Origin of the sequence: Deinococcus sp. JMULE3, from assembly GCF_013337115.1 — a bacterium.
GTDB lineage: Bacteria > Deinococcota > Deinococci > Deinococcales > Deinococcaceae > Deinococcus.
The window spans coordinates 106,418-121,216 of record NZ_SGWE01000004.1; the positions used below are offsets into that span (position 1 = coordinate 106,418).

Below are 14,799 nucleotides of genomic sequence, written 5' to 3' on the forward strand. Positions count from 1 at the left end.
GGCCCGTATAGTTGGCACTCATGATTTCGTCAGCTTTCGCGCCGTGCATGAGGATCGGGGGTCGCCTGTGAAGGTGGCGGTGCTGTGCCACGCCAGTGCCGGGGGGTCGGGGGTGGTCGCGACCGAACTGGGGTTGCAGGTGGCCCGCGCGGGGCACGAGGTGCATTTCGTGGGCGCGGCGCAGCCGTTCCGCCTGACCGGGCAGCGCTGCATGACCGGGCCGTACTTTCATCAGGTGGGCGGGTATGCGTACGCGCTGTTCGACCAGCCGTACCCGGAACTGGCGGCGGCGAACACGCTGACGGAGGTCATCGAGGAGTATGGCGTGGACCTGTCGCACGCGCATTACGCGATTCCGCACGCGACGGCGGCGATTCACGCGCGGGCGATCACGGGCCGCTCGCGGGTGATCACGACGCTGCACGGCACGGACGTGACGCTGGTGGGCCTGGAGCCCGCGTTCCGGTCCACGACCCGGCACGCGATCGAACGCAGCGACCGGGTGACGGCGGTGTCGGAGTACCTCGCGCAGCACACGCGGGAGGTGTTCGGCGTGGACCGCGAGATCGACGTGATCCACAACTTCGTGGACAGTGACCGCTTCGTGCGCGTGACGGACCCGGCGGTGCGGGCGCGGTTCGCGCATCCGGACGAGGCGCTGCTGGTGCACGTCAGCAACTTCCGGCCCGTGAAGCGCGCGTGCGACGTAGTGGAGGTCTTCGCGCGGGTGGCGTCGGAGATCCCGGCGCGGCTGCTGATGATCGGGGACGGCCCGGAGCGGCCCAAGGCGATGGAGCTGGCGCAGACGCGCGGCGTGATCGGCCGCACGCACTTCCTGGGGTCGTTCCCGGACGTGGAGACGGTGCTGGGCATCAGCGATCTGTTCGTGCTGCCCAGCCAGCAGGAGAGTTTCGGGCTGGCGGCGCTGGAGGCCATGAGCTGCGAGGTGCCGGTCGTCGCCTCGCGCGCCGGGGGCATCCCGGAGGTCGTGCAGGACGGCGTGAACGGCTTCCTGGCGGATGTGGGGGACGTGGACACCATGGCGGACCGGGCGCTGCAGATCCTGCGCAACCGCGACCTGTACCTGAGCCTGGGGCAGGCGGGGCGCCGCGCGGCGGTCGAGCAGTTCCACCCGTCGGTGATCGTGCCGCAGTACCTCGCGGCGTACGAGCGGACGCTGGCGTAGGGCCGGGGCGGGGGCGCCTCCGCCGGGGGGTGGGGGTCTTGACCGTGTTGCCCCGTCTGTTTCAGACTGTGGCCTAAAGTTCAAAGGCAACGCTTGCCCACCGCGGGCACGACCTCTCACCGCAGCTCCTGCGCGCAGAGGCCGTGCCCGCTGCGCTGTCGTTTTTCCGGCCCGGAGGCCCACCATGAGTATCTTCCCCCTGCTGTCCACCCAACATGACCACACGCCGGCGTACACCGAGCGGCTGGGCGCGCCGATGGGCGCCACCGTGCGCGTGCGCGTCCGCACGACGCTGCCCGTGACGGGCGTGAGCCTGAAGTTCGTGCGGGTCGGCGAGATCGAGTCCGTGCCCGCGCGCGAGATCGACCCGATCGGCGCGGAACCGGGCCGCTGGTTCGAGGCGGACCTGCCCGTCCACGAGGGCCGCGTGCGCTACGCGTGGCAGCTGAACTTCCTGAACGACCACCTGAACCTGACCGGACTGGGCCTGCACCGCACGCGCCGGGGCTTCCGCTCGTGGTTCACGTACCTGACCGGGCACACGGCGCCCGAGTGGGCCTGGGAGAGCGTGTTCTACCAGATCTTCCCCGACCGCTTCCGCAACGGCGACACCAGCAACGACGTCCAGACTGGCGAGTACGTGTACGGCGACCGGGTGGTGGAGCACATCGCGTGGAACACCCCGATCGATTCGTGGGGGGACATTCACGGGCATTACGGCGGGGACCTGAACGGCGTCACGCAGGCGCTCCCGTACCTGCAGGACCTGGGGGTGACGGGGCTGTGGCTCACGCCGATCTTCGTGTCGCCCAGCAACCACCGCTACGACATCACGGATTACCGCCACGTGGACCCGCACCTGGGCGGCGACGAGGCCTGGGACGAACTGGTCCGCGAATCCGCGAAGGCGGGCATCCGGATCGTGCTGGACGGCGTGTTCAACCACGTCGGGAACGAGAACGCGCTGTTCCGCGCGGCCATGGACGACGAACTGTCCCCCGAACGGGCGATGTTCACGTGGCGGGACGAGCCGGGCAAACTGCCGTACCATGCGTTCTTCGACGTGCCCACCCTGCCGAAGATCGACTACCGCAACGAGACGGCCGTGCAGGAGTTCTTCAGCGGCGAGGAGAGCGTCGTGCGGCACTGGCTGCGCCGGGGCGCGGCGGGCTGGCGGCTGGACGTGGCGCACATGATCGGCACGGGCGGCACCGACGAGGACAACCTCCCGCTGCACCGCACCCTGAAACGCGCCGCGCGCGAGGAGACGGGGGACGCGTACGTGTTCGGCGAGCGCTTCTACGACCCGGAGCACGCGCTGGACGGTCAGGGTGAGGACGGCAGCATGAACTACCACGGGTTCGGGCTGCCGGTCATGCAGTGGCTGGCGCAGGCGAACATGATGTTCGAGCCCAGCCTCCTGAACGGCGAGGAACTCGTGGAGATCCTCTGGGACGCGTACCACGCGCTGCCGCCGCAGGTGGCGCTGAGCATGTTCAACGTGCTCGAATCGCACGACATCGCCCGGGCGCTGTACCGCGTCGGCAACGACCGCACGCAGTTCCTGGCGGGCGTGACCCTGCTGATGGGCTACGCCGGGGTGCCCTGCACGTACTACGGCAGCGAGGTCGGCGTGACGCAGTCCCGCGACGGGTCGATGCCCTGGTGCCGCGAGGCGATGCCCTGGGACGAATCGCAGTGGGACGTGGACCTGCGCGGCCGCATGAAGGCCCTGATCGGCGTGCGCCGCGCCACGCGCGCCCTGCAACGCGGCGGGCTGCGCTTCGTGCACGCCGAGGAGGACGCCGTGGCGTTCCTGCGCGAGTACACCCAGGCGGGTGGACTGGTCGAGCGGGCCGCCGTGATCGCCAGCCGCCGCGCCGGGCGGCACGACGTGAGCCTCTCCCTGCCGGACGGCGAGTGGCACGACGCCGTGAGCGGCGAGGTGTTCCAGGGTGGGCACGTCACGCTGGACGCGGCCGGTGGGCGCATCCTGCTGAACTGACGCGGTCCGCGGCGCCGTGGAGTATGCTCGTGTCACATGTCACATGCACACGACTCGGCGTTGTACGCGCAGTGGGTGGAACTTCTCGGCTGGCTCCAGACCGAGGCACAGTCCCGTGGCCTGGGCTTCGAGAAGGTCGCGGACTTCCCGGACTACATCTACCGCATGGAGCGCCCCTACGACCTGCCCACCACCGTCATGAGCGTCAGCCTGAGCGACCAGGGGCAGCCGCTGCTGGTCGCGGGGGTCAGTTCCCGGCACGTGGACCTCAAGGGCGTGTCGCTGCGATTGATGGGCGGCAGCAAGCACTGGCACCTGCACGCCGGGGAGGGTGCCCTGCTGGAAGGCAGGCGGCCCTTCACGCGTGAGCGGCTCGCGGCGCTGCTGGACGGCGCGCTGCGGGGCGTCCGCCAGAGCGCCTGACCCCAGACCAGATGGCGCTGACCTGAACGTGCGGGCCTCCCCTGACTGATCCTGGGGAGGCCCGCACTGTTGAATCCGCGTGTTCAGTGCTCGCGGATCAGGCCGCCGGACAGGAAGTCCTGCACCATGGGCTCCAGGTCGTGCAGGGCCACGTCGGTCCGCATGGCGTACTCGGCGGGCGACAGGTCCTCACCCAGGGCGCGCATGAACGTCAGGCCCGGCGGGCCATGTTTCGCGCGGAACGTCTGGTGAATGTCCGTGATGGCGTTCAGGGCGTCCCTGCCGCGCAGCGTCAGGCCGTAGTGGTGGTGCGCCCAGCCCGCCAGGCTGCGCGGCAGGATCAGCGTCTGCGGCCGCAGCGGCGCCGGGAAGGCCCCCTCGTACGGGAGGGTGGCGGGCATCGTGGCGGTGATCTCGCCCTTCACGTAGAAGATCGCCCCGCCGGGCCGGGCGTGCAGCCCGGTGAAGTCCTCGGTCAGGTTGAATTTCCACGCGCGGGACCCGATACCGCTCAGGACGTGCGCGACCTGCGCCGGGAGCGGGTGGGCGTTCAGGGACGCGCCCTGCTCGTACTGGCTCAGGAGTTCCCCGAGTGCCTGCTCACCCGTCACGTTGCCCGCGGCGGCCGTCACGGCGCGTCCCTCGAACAGCAGCACGAACGCGCACTGCTCCCCGAGTGCGGTGTGCAGGTAGCCGGACCAGCCCTGGTCGTGCAGGACCTTCAGGAACGCGTGCAGGTCGCAGAACTGGTGATTCAGGCCCGCGTGGGTGGGGTCGGACTGCGGCAGGAACCGCGCGAGGAACGGCGCGGCGTTCGGGAACATGGGCCGCAGGTCCTGCACCATGTCGGCCAGTTCCGGCTGTCCGGGCGTGACCGGCAGCCCGCCGGGGTCGAGGGGAGCGCCGCTGTCAGTCACGGTTCGCTCCGGTGGTGCCGTTCAGGAGGCGCACTCGTTACCGGACTGCAGGACCGGCCCCTGCGGGAGTTCCTGCAGTCCGGCGTTGAACCGCCGGGCGTTCTGCACGTACCGCTGGGCGTTGCCGCCGCCGGGCGCGGTGCGGACCACGCGGGCGGGCACGCCGACGGCCAGCATGCCGTCCGGGACGTGCGCGCCTTCGGGCAGGACCGCTCCGGCGCCCAGGACCGCCCCGGCGCCCAGGCTGCTGCCGCTGAGCATCACGGCGCCCATGCCGACCAGACTGCCGGGGCCGCACGTGGCGCCATGCACGATGGCGCGGTGCCCGACGGTGACGTGGTCCTGCAGGACGCAGGGCCACCCGGCGTCGGTGTGCAGGACCGCGCCGTCCTGGACGTTGCAGCCGGGCCCGACGGTGATGGGTTCCAGGTCGCCGCGCAGGACCGCGCCGAACCAGACGCTGGCGGAAGCGCCCACACGGACCTGGCCGATCAGGTCGGCGCTGGGGGCGATGAAGGCGGTGGGGTGGATGTCCGGGTGGTGCCCGTCCAGGGCGTAGAGCGGCATGCGGCCTCCGGGGCGTCACGGGCAGCCGGGCAGCCGCTTTGGGCGGCGTGAGGTCGTCCCGTGGTGTGAAGTTGCGTCAGGGTAGCACGCCGCCGCGCGCCCCGGCAGGGCAGTCTGGCGGGGCCGTACGACTGGGGGAATGGCGCTCATGTGCGCCACATGACGCGGGGGGGCCATGCGATACTTCATGAGTCTCACCGTGGTACAGCCGTTCAGGATTCAGCCTTAGAGGGCTGCGTCTGGCTGAACTTGCGCCTGGGATGCAAGGAGAGTTATGGCTCAAGGTCGTGTGAAGTGGTTCAACGTGGAAAAAGGCTACGGCTTCATCGAGCATCCGGGGAACCCCGACGTGTTCGTGCACTACAGCGCCATCCAGAGCGGCGGCTTCCGCAAGCTGAACGAGGGTGACGAGGTCGAGTTCGAGGTCGAGGCCGGTCAGGGCAGCAAGGGCCCGCAGGCGAAGAACGTCAGCGTGACGAACGCCGCGCCGGCCCCCGTGGCCGCCCGCGCCGGCAGCCGCTGGTAATACGGACTCCGGTTGAAAGTTTTTGCAAACCTTTCAACCCGAGCAGAGCGAGCAGGAAAGAAACGGGTTCCGGGCGTGGAGTGAACAGATCGGCGGTGTACCGATCTGCTCACGAAACAAACGGAATCCGTATCGCTTCACCTGCCCTGGCGGTGACGGGCGGCACATGCCGCTTCCGGCCAGACGCGTCCCCCGTACGATGAGGGTCATGGATGCCCCGCTGCCCGACCCGTCCCTCTCCGAGCTGCGCCCACTGGGGCGGCACGGGGACACCCCTCCGGCGCCTGACCCGACGGGTCCGGTGGATTCCCCGCCTGCCGTGACGCGCCACGACCTGACCTTCACGGGAACGGCCGCCGAGTACTTCCGGCTGTGGATCGTGAATGTGGCCCTGACCCTGGTCACGCTGGGTGTGTACCTGCCGTGGGCGCGGGTGCGGACCCGGCAGTACTTCTACGGGCACACGTGGCTGGACGGGCAGAACTTCGAGTACCGCGCGAACCCGGTCGCGCTGCTGCGCGGGTACCTGCTGGTGGGGGCGCTGTTCGGGCTGTACAGCTACGCGTCCGGGCGTGAACTGTACTGGCTGGCGCTGCCGCTGATCCTGCTGTACGTGGCGCTGTACCCGTGGCTGGTGTGGCGGTCGCTGCGGTTCCAGGCGGCGAATACCGTCCACCGGGGGCTGAATTTCTCGTTCCACGGCACGGCGGGTGAATCGTACGTGGCGTACGGGGCTGCAAACGTGGCCGCGAGTATCGCGGGGATCTTCGCGCTGCCGTGGGCGTGGTTCATGCAGCGGCAGTATCAGGTCAGGGGGCTGGGGTACGGTCAGGCGCGTGGGCACTTCCGGGGGGACGTGGCGCCGTTCTACATCATCGGCCTGACGTCGCTGGGCCTGAGTCTGGCGGGTGGCGTCGTGGCGCTGCTGCTGGGCGGGCTGGTGGCGGGCGCGTGGTCGGCCCTGAGCGGTGAGCTGCGCGCCGGGGCGGACTTCGAGGACCTGATCGACGGCCCGACCGTCTGGATCTTCCTGGGCGTGGCGTACGTGTCGTTCCTGCTGCTGTACACGGTCGCGTGGCAGTACGTGCGCGGCGCGACCATGAAATACGTGCTGAACAACGCCGAGCTGGGCGGCGTGGTCCGCTCGGGCGCGACGTTCAGTCCGTGGGGACTGGTGTGGCTGAGCGTCACGAACAGCCTCGCGCAGGTGGTGACGCTGGGCCTGGCGACGCCGTGGGCCGCGATCCGCCGGACGCGTTTCATCCTGGCAGGCGTGCACGTCCGGACGATCACGGACCTGGATCACTTCCGGGGGCAGGCACAGGTGCCGGGCACCGCGCTGGGCGAGGCGGCCAGCGAACTGCTGGACATCCAGGTGGGCTTCTGATGACCCGCACCGCGCCGGTCACGGTGACGCTGGGCGGCGTGTACTTCGACGGGCACAGCAGCCGGGACCGCGCGGCGCGGCTCACGCTGGGGCCGGTCGTGACGCTGACCCTGGACGGCGAGGCCCACACGTTCACCCCTGCCGACCTGAGCGTGGACCCGCCGGTGCCCGGCGTGCGGCGCGTGGTGCGCCTGCCGGGCGGGGCGAGGTTCGAGACGACCGACTTCGCGCCGCTGCTGGCGTGGGAACGCGCGGGTGGCCGCAACCGGACGCTGCGGGGTGTAGCGTGGCTGGAATCCCAGTGGGGCAGCGCGCTGGCGGCGGTGGCGGTGGCGTTCGCGCTGCTCGGCGCGTTCATCGTGTGGGGCATCCCCGCCCTGGCGACGCAGGCGGCCCGGGCCACGCCGCGCGGCGTGCTGGCGTCCTTCGACGAGCAGACGCTGCGGGTACTGGAGGAACAGGACCTGATCGGCCCGAGTGGACTGCCCCGCGAGCGGCAGGAGGCGCTGCAACGCGAATTCCGGCAGGTTCAGGCCTGGGCTGGCGGCGGGTACCCGTACCGGCTGCTGCTGCGCGACGGGGAGCCCGCCGGGGACACCGGGGTGGGCGCGAACGCGTTCGCGCTGCCGAACGGCACGATCGTCATGACCGACCAGCTGGTCGCGCTGGCCCGCTCGGACCGGGAACTGCTGGGCGTCCTGGCGCACGAGACCGGGCACGTCACGCGGCGGCACGGGCTGGCGACGGTGTACCAGGGGCTGGGGCTGGGGCTGGTCGGGACGCTCATCACGGGTGATCTGGTCAGTTCCACGTCGTTCGCGGCGGCGGTCCCGGCGGCGATCCTGCGCGGCGGGTACTCCCGCGCGGCGGAGACCGAGGCGGACCGCGTGGCGGCCGACTTCATGCTGGGCCGCTACGGCTCGACGCGGCCCCTGCAGGACATCCTGACGCGCCTGGATGCGGCGGAGGACACTGAGGACACCGCCGGGGTGGACCGTGAAGGATCGTGGCTGGACGTCTTCCGGTCGCATCCGGTCACGCGCGACCGGGTGGCGGCCCTGAAGGCGCTGGAGGGACGGTAGGGCGTGGCGTAGGGGAAATGAGTGATGCCGGCGGGCGGGTGCGCGGCGCACAATGTGCCGGTGGGCACCGCCCACAATGTGCCGTGGGGCACTGCCCACAATGTGCCGGGGAGCACCGCCCACCCCACGCGGGTGCGGCATCATGAGGGCCTCCCGATGACCCCACGCCCCTTCCCCCTGACCCCACCTGTGGGGTGAGGACTGCGCACCGCGCGCACTGGAGACGATTTGACACAGCCTCAACAGGACAGCGGCCTCCCCACTCCCGGCGCGTTCAGCGCGACCGTGACCCTGGAGAACCAGCGCGAGGCGTACGCGCTGCTCGGGGCAGGAGACGCGAACCTGCGCCGCATGCGCGAACTCACGAAGGCGAAACTCGTGGCGCGCGGCGAGACCATCACCATCACCGGCGATGAGGAGCAGGTCCGCTCGGCCGAACGCATGGTGAAAGACGCCCTGGACGTCGTCCGCAGCGGCGCGGAACTCACGCCGGACAGCCTCCTGCGTTCCGCGCGCCTGAGCGGCGAGGGCCGCAGCCTGGCCGCGGAGACGCAGGTGACCGGCCTGAGCCTCCCGCGCGGCCTGAAACCCAAGACGCCCGGCCAGAAACAGTACCTGGACAGCATCAATAAGAGCGACATCACCTTCGGGATCGGCCCGGCGGGGACCGGCAAGACGTACATGGCGGTCGCCATGGCCGTGCAGGCCCTGAAGGCCAAGAAGGTCAAGCGCATCATCCTGACCCGCCCGGCCGTGGAGGCCGGGGAGCGGCTGGGGTTCCTGCCGGGGGACCTGCAGGCGAAGATCGACCCGTACCTGCGCCCGCTGTACGACGCGCTGCAGGACATGCTGGACCAGGAGAAGTTCGAGTCGTACCTGACGAGCGGCGTGATCGAGATCGCCCCGCTGGCGTTCATGCGCGGCCGGACGCTGAACGACGCGTTCATCATTCTGGACGAGGCACAGAACACCACGGGCGAGCAGATGAAGATGTTCCTGACCCGCATGGGGTTCTCCAGCAAGGTCGTCGTGACCGGCGACGTCACGCAGATCGACCTGCCCCGCCACGTCACGAGCGGACTGGCGGTCGCCAAGCGCGTGCTGGGCAGCATCGATGGCATCGCGTGGCACGAGTTCACGGACGCGGACGTAGTCCGCCACCCGCTGGTGGGCCGCATCATCAAGGCCTACGAGACCGCCGAGAACGCCGAGCAGGACAAGCGCGCCGCGCGCCGGGGCGAGTTCGCCAGCATCCCCGAAGGCGAAGGGGACGCAGCGGCGGAGCGTGAACAGTAGACAGTAGTTGGTTGATGGAAAGGCCCGGCACCTGAGCGCGCCGGGCCTTTTCCATTCACCATCACCCATCCTCTATCCTCTGAGAAGTGATTGATCTGATTGTCCGCAAGACGCCGCCCGCCGGTCTACGTCCCGCGCTGCGTGGGAGCCTGGAGGCGGTGATGGCGCACTTCGGCGTCGAGGAGCGCGAGGTGACGGTCGTGCTCGTCGGGGACCGCACCATCCGCGCCCTGAAACGCGAGCACTGGGGCGAGGACGCCGTGACGGACGTCCTGAGCTTCCCCACCTGGGAACCCGGCGACCCGTTCGTCCCGCCTCACCTGGGGGACATCGTGATCAGCCTGGATACCGCCGCGCGGCAGGCCGAGGCGCGCGGGCACAGCCTGACGCGCGAGGTGGCGCTGCTCGCCAGTCACGGCCTGACGCACCTCGTGGGGCACGACCACCCGCACGCCGAGGGCCTGGGCTTCGAGGAAGGCGCGACCGGGCCCGAATGGGCGGTGTTCCACGGCGCGTGGGACGCCGCGCGCGCCGCCCTGCCCGACGGGGCCTGACCGGCACATGCGCCGGAACGGGTCGATGTGGAGCGGGCGACGCTGGTGGCGCTCGTTCGGTTTCGCGTGGGAGGGCCTGCGTCACACGTACCGCTCGCAGGCGAACTTCCGCATCGAATGCTGGGCGGCCCTGCTGGCGCTCGGGGCGACCCTGCTGCTGCGCGCCCCGCTGGCGCCGGTCGCGCTGGCCTGCGCGCTGGTGCTGAGCCTGGAACTTGTGAACACCGCGCTGGAAGCGGTCGTGGACCTCGTGAGTCCCGCGCGGCACCCGCTGGCGAAGGTCGCAAAGGACGCGGCCGCCGCCGCCGTGCTGGTCGCCTCGGCGGGCGCGCTGCTCGTCGCGGCGGGCACGCTGCTGCCCGCGCTGCTGCGGGTCCTGCGCGGATGACGGCACGGCGCGGATGAAAACGCGACGCGGCTGAATACACGGCGCGGCTGCGGGCGCGCACGCTGTTCCGCGGCCCGGAGTGTGGCAGGATGCGCGCGTGTCATCCCCTGCCGACCTCTCCCCTGCCGCCGTGTCCCTGCGGGGGCGCCGCCCGCGTGACGTGCCGACCCTGACGCGCTGGTTGACCGACCCGGACGCCGCGTGGCGCGAGTGGGACGCGCCGTACCTGCCCGCGTGGGACACGACGGCGAACCTGCAGCGGTACGCGCAGGCGCTGGCGTCCGCCCCGCCGAACCCGAACGAACGCGTGATCGACGTGGGCGGGGTGGTGGTCGGCATGGTGAACCGCGCCGAGGAGGACCCGGCGGGCGGTGGGTGGTGGGACCTGGGCATCCTGATCTACGACCCGGCGCACTGGGGGCGTGGGCTGGGGTCGCGGGCGCTGGCGCTGTGGGTGCAGGCGACGCTGGACGAGACGGACGCGCACGTCCTGACGTTCAGCACCTGGGGCGGGAACGAACGGATGCTCCGCGCCGCGCTGCGCCTGGGGTTCCGCGAGGCCGGGCGGGTGCGGGAGGCGCGCGTGGTGCGCGGCGAGCGCTTCGACGCGGTGCGGCTGGACCTGCTGCGGCCCGAGTGGCCGGGCCTGGACGGGCGGGCGTAACGTGGCGCAGCGGGACACGCCGGTCAATCCGGCCGGGTTCCTGGCGACGCAGGACCTGAAGGACCGCGGCTGGACACCGGCGTTGATCCGGCGGTTCCTCGGCGAGCACGACCGGACCCGCCCGAATGGCCTGCGGATGGGCCGCCGCCGCCTGCCCCCGGTGAAGCTGTACGAGGAGGCACGCGTGCTGGACGTCGAACGGGACGATACGTTCCTGGCGGCGCAGGCTCGCGCGGCGGACGCGCGGGAGCGGGCCGAGCAGACCCGCGCGGCGCGCGCCCTGGCCCGGCAGGAGTTGCTCACGCGCGCGGCGGCGGAGTACGTGCCGGTCATTCACCCGGAGCCGCTGCGCCGGGGCGCGGTCCGCAAGGCGCGCGAGCCCTACCAGGGGGCGCTGGAGGCGCGGCTGGAGGCTCTGCGCCAGGAGATTCCGAAACTCACGGGCCGGGAGGAGTCACTGCTGGCCGATCTGCTGCGGGCGCAGCTGGACCGGGCGCTGCACGCGGCGTATCCGTGGTACCCGTCCCCGCATGACGGGCCAGTGTCAGCGGTACGGGGGGAGGCGAAACCCAGTGACTGGCGTGCGTGGGACTGGGACTGACCGGGGCAGGATGACCCGGCCAGCAGCGTTCATCATGAGCGTCAGGTTCAGATGTGCTGAACATGTAAGGTCGGCACGTTATTCTGGTGGGCGTGCCGCGCCGCCTGAATCTCGCTGCCCTCACGGATGACGAACTGCAGCGTCTGGTCGGACCGGACCGCGCGGTGAGCCTGCTGCCGGACCTGAGCCTCGCGCGGCTGGACGGTCGGGTGGTGCCCGGACCGACCGTCACGGAGACACTCAGTCCGCAGCCGCTGGAGGACCGCGCCTGGGGCGCCACGCCCGAGCAGTCCCGCGCGATCGGCACGCTGCATCAGGATCTGCTGGGTCTGGGGGCCACGCCGCGCGGCACGGTGTACCTGCCGGGCATCTCGGAGGTGCGGCACGTGCGGGCGTACCTGCTGGAACCGGACGTGACGGCCGCGCTGCGCTGGAGCGAGACGCCGGAGGACGCCGGGAGCGGATGGCCGTTCGTGCAGCTGCTGACGTGGCTGCGTGACCGTGCCAGCGGCTTCGCGTGCGTGCTGACCAGCAGCGCCCGGCAGCCGTACGCCCCGGCGCTGAGCGCCGAGATCGACGTGCACCTGCACCCGGACTGCCCGGCAGCGGACCTGCTGGCCGCCCACCGGGGGCACGTGCTGCGGCACGGGCGCGGGCAGAAACTGCAGGCAGAGGGGGACTGGGTGCGGCCCTGGCAGGCCATGAACGACCTGAATCTCGCGGCGTGGGACCGCCGGGGTCTGCTGCTGCCCGAGTAGATCCCGGTCTGACTGCACAGCGCCCTGAAGATCACCGGGGGAGTGCGGCACAATCGGGCGGATGACGAGTGAGCAGAAGCGGCACGTGGCTTTCGACTGGGGCGGCGTGTTCACGGTAGGAACCTTCGACGGGCGCAGCACGCAGAACGTCGCGGAGCGCAGCGGCGTTCCCGTGGAGCGCGTGCGGGACTCGTACTTCCGGCACGTGCGGCAGCTGGAGGTCGGCGCCTGGACATTGCCGCAGTTCTGGACGGTCCTGCAGGAGGAGGCGGGGATTCCCATGCCCTACGACGACTTCGAGGAGCTGTACCTGGGCAGCATCGCGGACAACGCGCCCATGTACGCCACGCTGGCCGCGCTGCCGCAGGGCGTGCGGGTGGGGCTGCTGAGCAACAACTACCCGGTGGTCAGTGACCACCTGCGCCGCGACCCGCGCTTCGCGCGGTTCCACCAGCCGGTGTTCAGCAACGAGCTGGGGCACAAGAAGCCCTCGCCGGAGTCGTTCGCGGCGCTGGAGGCCGCCATGGGCGTCCCGGCGGCGCAGGTGGCGTTCGTGGACGACGTGCAGGAGAACATCGACGCGGCGAATGCCGCCGGGTTCCACGGCATCCTGTACCACCACGATCACCACGCGGCGTTCGAGGCGACGCTGGCGGAGTGGCTGAACGGCTGAGGTTCGTCGTGTCAATCGAACTCCGAGTGAATGGCTTGCAAAGCCGTTCACTCGGAGCAAAGCGAGTGGGAGAAAAACGGGTTCCGGACGTGGAGTTCACAGATCGGTGGTATTCCGATCCGTGAACGAAACAGACGGAATCCGCATCAGGGGGCGTCCGGTGGTGGCCGGACGCCCCTTTGTCATGCACTGAATCCATGGTGGTGTACCTGACCTGGTGGTGTACTTCCACCTGTCATGGGTACACCACCGCTTTCCGGCCGGGCCGCCCGGCACAATGCCCTCACCGAAAGGGACCGCCCACACCGGGCACGTAAGACACCCACTCCCCAGACCCACCACGCTCAGACCGGGCGCGGCGGATCGCCCCTCACACCCCACGGAGGCACCCCCATGACCACCAACCCCCGCACGCCCGCTGAGATCCTCGAAAAAACCTGGCAGACCGAGGAACGCTGGCAGGGCATCAAGCGCAACTACAGCGCCGACGAGGTCGTCAAGCTGCGCGGCAGCCTCCCCATCGAGCACACCCTCGCCAAGCACGGCTCGCAGAAACTGTGGCGTCAGATGAAGGAGATGCCCTTCGTGAACGCCCTGGGCGCCCTGACCGGCAACCAGGCCATGCAGCAGGTCAAGGCCGGCCTGAAAGCCATCTACCTGAGCGGCTGGCAGGTCGCCGGTGACGCCAACAACGCCGGGCAGATGTACCCCGACCAGAGCCTCTACCCCGCGTCCAGCGTGCCCGACGTCGTCAAGCGCATCAACAACACCCTGCGCCGCGCCGACCAGATCCAGCACAGCGAGGGCAAGAGCGACATCGACTACTTCGTGCCCATCGTCGCCGACGCGGAAGCCGGTTTCGGCGGCCCCCTGAACGCCTTCGAACTGATGAAGGCCATGATCGAGGCGGGCGCCGCCGGGGTGCACTTCGAGGACCAGCTGGCCAGCGAGAAGAAATGCGGTCACCTGGGCGGCAAGGTGCTCGTGCCCACCAGTCAGTTCATCCGCACCCTGAACGCCGCGCGCCTCGCCGCCGACGTCAGCGGTGTCCCCACCGTCCTGATCGCCCGCACCGACGCCGACGCCGCGAACCTCCTGACGAGCGACATCGACGAGAACGACCGTCCCTTCTGCACCGGCGAGCGCACCCCCGAAGGCTTCTACTACGTGACTCCCGGCATCGACCAGGCGATCAGCCGCGCCCTGGCCTACGCCCCCTACGCCGACGTCATCTGGTGCGAGACCAGCGTGCCCAACCTGGAAGACGCCCGCAAGTTCGCCGAGGCCGTCCACGCGCAGTTCCCCGGCAAGCTCCTGGCGTACAACTGCAGCCCCAGCTTCAACTGGAAGAAGAACCTCGACGACGAGACCATCGCCAAGTACCAGGTCGAACTGGGCAAGATGGGCTACAAGTTCCAGTTCATCACCCTGGCCGGGTTCCACAGCCTGAACATGAGCATGTTCGACCTCGCCTACGGCTACGCCCGCAACCAGATGACCGCCTTCGTGGAACTCCAGGAACGCGAATTCGCCGCCCAGGAACGAGGCTTCACCGCCGTCAAGCACCAGCGCGAAGTCGGCACCGGGTACTTCGACCTCGTCGCCCAGGCCGCCGGTGGCGGGCAGAGTAGCACCACCGCCCTGGCAGGCAGCACCGAGGCCGAGCAGTTCGGCAGCCACAAGGAACTCGCCGCCGCCCACGACTGACCATCCACTCCAGTCCTGAACCGGACTGCGCCATGACCGCCGACACCGGGAGAGCCCAGACAGGG

Annotated in this window: 16 protein-coding genes; 14 read left to right on the forward strand and 2 right to left on the reverse strand. The window is 70.3% G+C overall.

All coding sequences use genetic code 11. The features are described from left to right. Nucleotides 1-67 precede the first annotated feature (67 nt). The 3 genes from bshA to EXW95_RS03375 all read left to right on the forward strand — a co-directional run bounded on the left by bshA (nt 68) and on the right by EXW95_RS03375 (nt 3,614). Nucleotides 68-1,186: an N-acetyl-alpha-D-glucosaminyl L-malate synthase BshA gene (gene bshA / locus EXW95_RS03365; protein WP_174366265.1), complete on the forward strand. Its 1,119-nt coding sequence runs from the start codon at nt 68-70 to the stop codon at nt 1,184-1,186. Nucleotides 1,187-1,370: 184 nt separating this feature from the next. Continuing rightward, nucleotides 1,371-3,191: an alpha-amylase family glycosyl hydrolase gene (locus EXW95_RS03370; protein WP_174366266.1), complete on the forward strand. Its 1,821-nt coding sequence runs from the start codon at nt 1,371-1,373 to the stop codon at nt 3,189-3,191. 36 nt (nt 3,192-3,227) lie between these two features. Further along, nucleotides 3,228-3,614, forward strand: a complete 387-nt coding sequence (locus tag EXW95_RS03375) for an NADH-quinone oxidoreductase subunit 15 (RefSeq protein ID WP_174366267.1) — start codon at nt 3,228-3,230, stop codon at nt 3,612-3,614. A gap of 83 nt (nt 3,615-3,697) precedes the next feature. On the opposite strand, the gene EXW95_RS03380 is transcribed toward EXW95_RS03375, so the two are convergent. Both EXW95_RS03380 and EXW95_RS03385 read right to left on the reverse strand, forming a co-directional pair. After that, nucleotides 3,698-4,531, reverse strand: a complete 834-nt coding sequence (locus tag EXW95_RS03380; RefSeq protein WP_371809882.1) for a hypothetical protein — start codon at nt 4,529-4,531, stop codon at nt 3,698-3,700. A gap of 21 nt (nt 4,532-4,552) precedes the next feature. Continuing rightward, entirely contained in the window at nt 4,553-5,098 is a 546-nt protein-coding gene (locus tag EXW95_RS03385; protein ID WP_174366268.1) for a gamma carbonic anhydrase family protein, read from the reverse strand. A gap of 274 nt (nt 5,099-5,372) precedes the next feature. Here EXW95_RS03385 and EXW95_RS03390 point away from each other — a divergent pair, with 274 nt between their 5' ends. From EXW95_RS03390 to aceA, 11 genes are all read left to right on the forward strand, one after another. Next, the gene (locus EXW95_RS03390; RefSeq protein WP_174366269.1) at nt 5,373-5,624 is read left to right on the forward strand and encodes a cold-shock protein; all 252 of its coding nucleotides are present in this window, start codon (nt 5,373-5,375) and stop codon (nt 5,622-5,624) included. A 208-nt stretch (nt 5,625-5,832) separates the two neighbouring features. Then, a complete protein-coding gene (locus EXW95_RS03395) occupies nt 5,833-7,011 on the forward strand; it encodes a YjgN family protein (protein WP_254605484.1) in 1,179 nt (392 codons plus the stop codon). Continuing rightward, nucleotides 7,011-8,093 carry a M48 family metallopeptidase gene (locus tag EXW95_RS03400; protein WP_174366271.1) on the forward strand — a complete coding sequence of 361 codons (1,083 nt, stop codon included), beginning with the start codon at nt 7,011-7,013 and terminating at the stop codon, nt 8,091-8,093. Before EXW95_RS03395 ends, EXW95_RS03400 begins: the two co-directional genes overlap by 1 nt. A 228-nt stretch (nt 8,094-8,321) precedes the next feature. Then, entirely contained in the window at nt 8,322-9,389 is a 1,068-nt protein-coding gene (locus tag EXW95_RS03405; protein WP_174366272.1) for a PhoH family protein, read from the forward strand. Nucleotides 9,390-9,475: 86 nt separating this feature from the next. Next, the gene (gene ybeY / locus EXW95_RS03410) at nt 9,476-9,943 is read left to right on the forward strand and encodes an rRNA maturation RNase YbeY (RefSeq protein ID WP_174366273.1); all 468 of its coding nucleotides are present in this window, start codon (nt 9,476-9,478) and stop codon (nt 9,941-9,943) included. Between the two features lie 7 nt (nt 9,944-9,950). Then, nucleotides 9,951-10,331, forward strand: a complete 381-nt coding sequence (locus EXW95_RS03415) for a diacylglycerol kinase (RefSeq protein WP_174366274.1) — start codon at nt 9,951-9,953, stop codon at nt 10,329-10,331. 97 nt (nt 10,332-10,428) lie between these two features. Further along, nucleotides 10,429-10,995, forward strand: coding sequence for a GNAT family N-acetyltransferase (locus EXW95_RS03420; RefSeq protein ID WP_174366275.1), 567 nt, complete (start codon nt 10,429-10,431; stop codon nt 10,993-10,995). 1 nt (nt 10,996) lies between these two features. Beyond that, nucleotides 10,997-11,596: a hypothetical protein gene (locus EXW95_RS03425; RefSeq protein WP_174366276.1), complete on the forward strand. Its 600-nt coding sequence runs from the start codon at nt 10,997-10,999 to the stop codon at nt 11,594-11,596. Nucleotides 11,597-11,688: 92 nt separating this feature from the next. Then, nucleotides 11,689-12,354 (forward strand): hypothetical protein, encoded by a 666-nt coding sequence (locus EXW95_RS03430; protein ID WP_371809883.1) that lies wholly within the window; start codon nt 11,689-11,691, stop codon nt 12,352-12,354. A 61-nt stretch (nt 12,355-12,415) separates the two neighbouring features. Continuing rightward, on the forward strand, nt 12,416-13,027 hold the full coding sequence (locus EXW95_RS03435) for an HAD family phosphatase (protein WP_174366277.1): 612 nt from the start codon (nt 12,416-12,418) through the stop codon (nt 13,025-13,027). Between the two features lie 393 nt (nt 13,028-13,420). Further along, nucleotides 13,421-14,734, forward strand: a complete 1,314-nt coding sequence (aceA, locus tag EXW95_RS03440) for an isocitrate lyase (protein ID WP_174366278.1) — start codon at nt 13,421-13,423, stop codon at nt 14,732-14,734. The last annotated feature ends 65 nt before the right edge of the window (nt 14,735-14,799 follow it).

Excerpts from the sequence above, each read along its gene's own strand:
- EXW95_RS03370 (WP_174366266.1), top strand. The coding sequence starts at position 1,371 with ATGAGTATCTTCCCCCTGCTGTCCACCCAACATGACCACACGCCGGCG.
- EXW95_RS03375 (WP_174366267.1), top strand. The coding sequence starts at position 3,228 with ATGTCACATGCACACGACTCGGCGTTGTACGCGCAGTGGGTGGAACTT.
- EXW95_RS03385 (WP_174366268.1), bottom strand. The coding sequence starts at position 5,098 with ATGCCGCTCTACGCCCTGGACGGGCACCACCCGGACATCCACCCCACC.
- EXW95_RS03390 (WP_174366269.1), top strand. The coding sequence starts at position 5,373 with ATGGCTCAAGGTCGTGTGAAGTGGTTCAACGTGGAAAAAGGCTACGGC.
- EXW95_RS03395 (WP_254605484.1), top strand. The coding sequence starts at position 5,833 with ATGGATGCCCCGCTGCCCGACCCGTCCCTCTCCGAGCTGCGCCCACTG.
- EXW95_RS03400 (WP_174366271.1), top strand. The coding sequence starts at position 7,011 with ATGACCCGCACCGCGCCGGTCACGGTGACGCTGGGCGGCGTGTACTTC.
- EXW95_RS03415 (WP_174366274.1), top strand. The coding sequence starts at position 9,951 with ATGCGCCGGAACGGGTCGATGTGGAGCGGGCGACGCTGGTGGCGCTCG.
- EXW95_RS03435 (WP_174366277.1), top strand. The coding sequence starts at position 12,416 with ATGACGAGTGAGCAGAAGCGGCACGTGGCTTTCGACTGGGGCGGCGTG.
- aceA (WP_174366278.1), top strand. The coding sequence starts at position 13,421 with ATGACCACCAACCCCCGCACGCCCGCTGAGATCCTCGAAAAAACCTGG.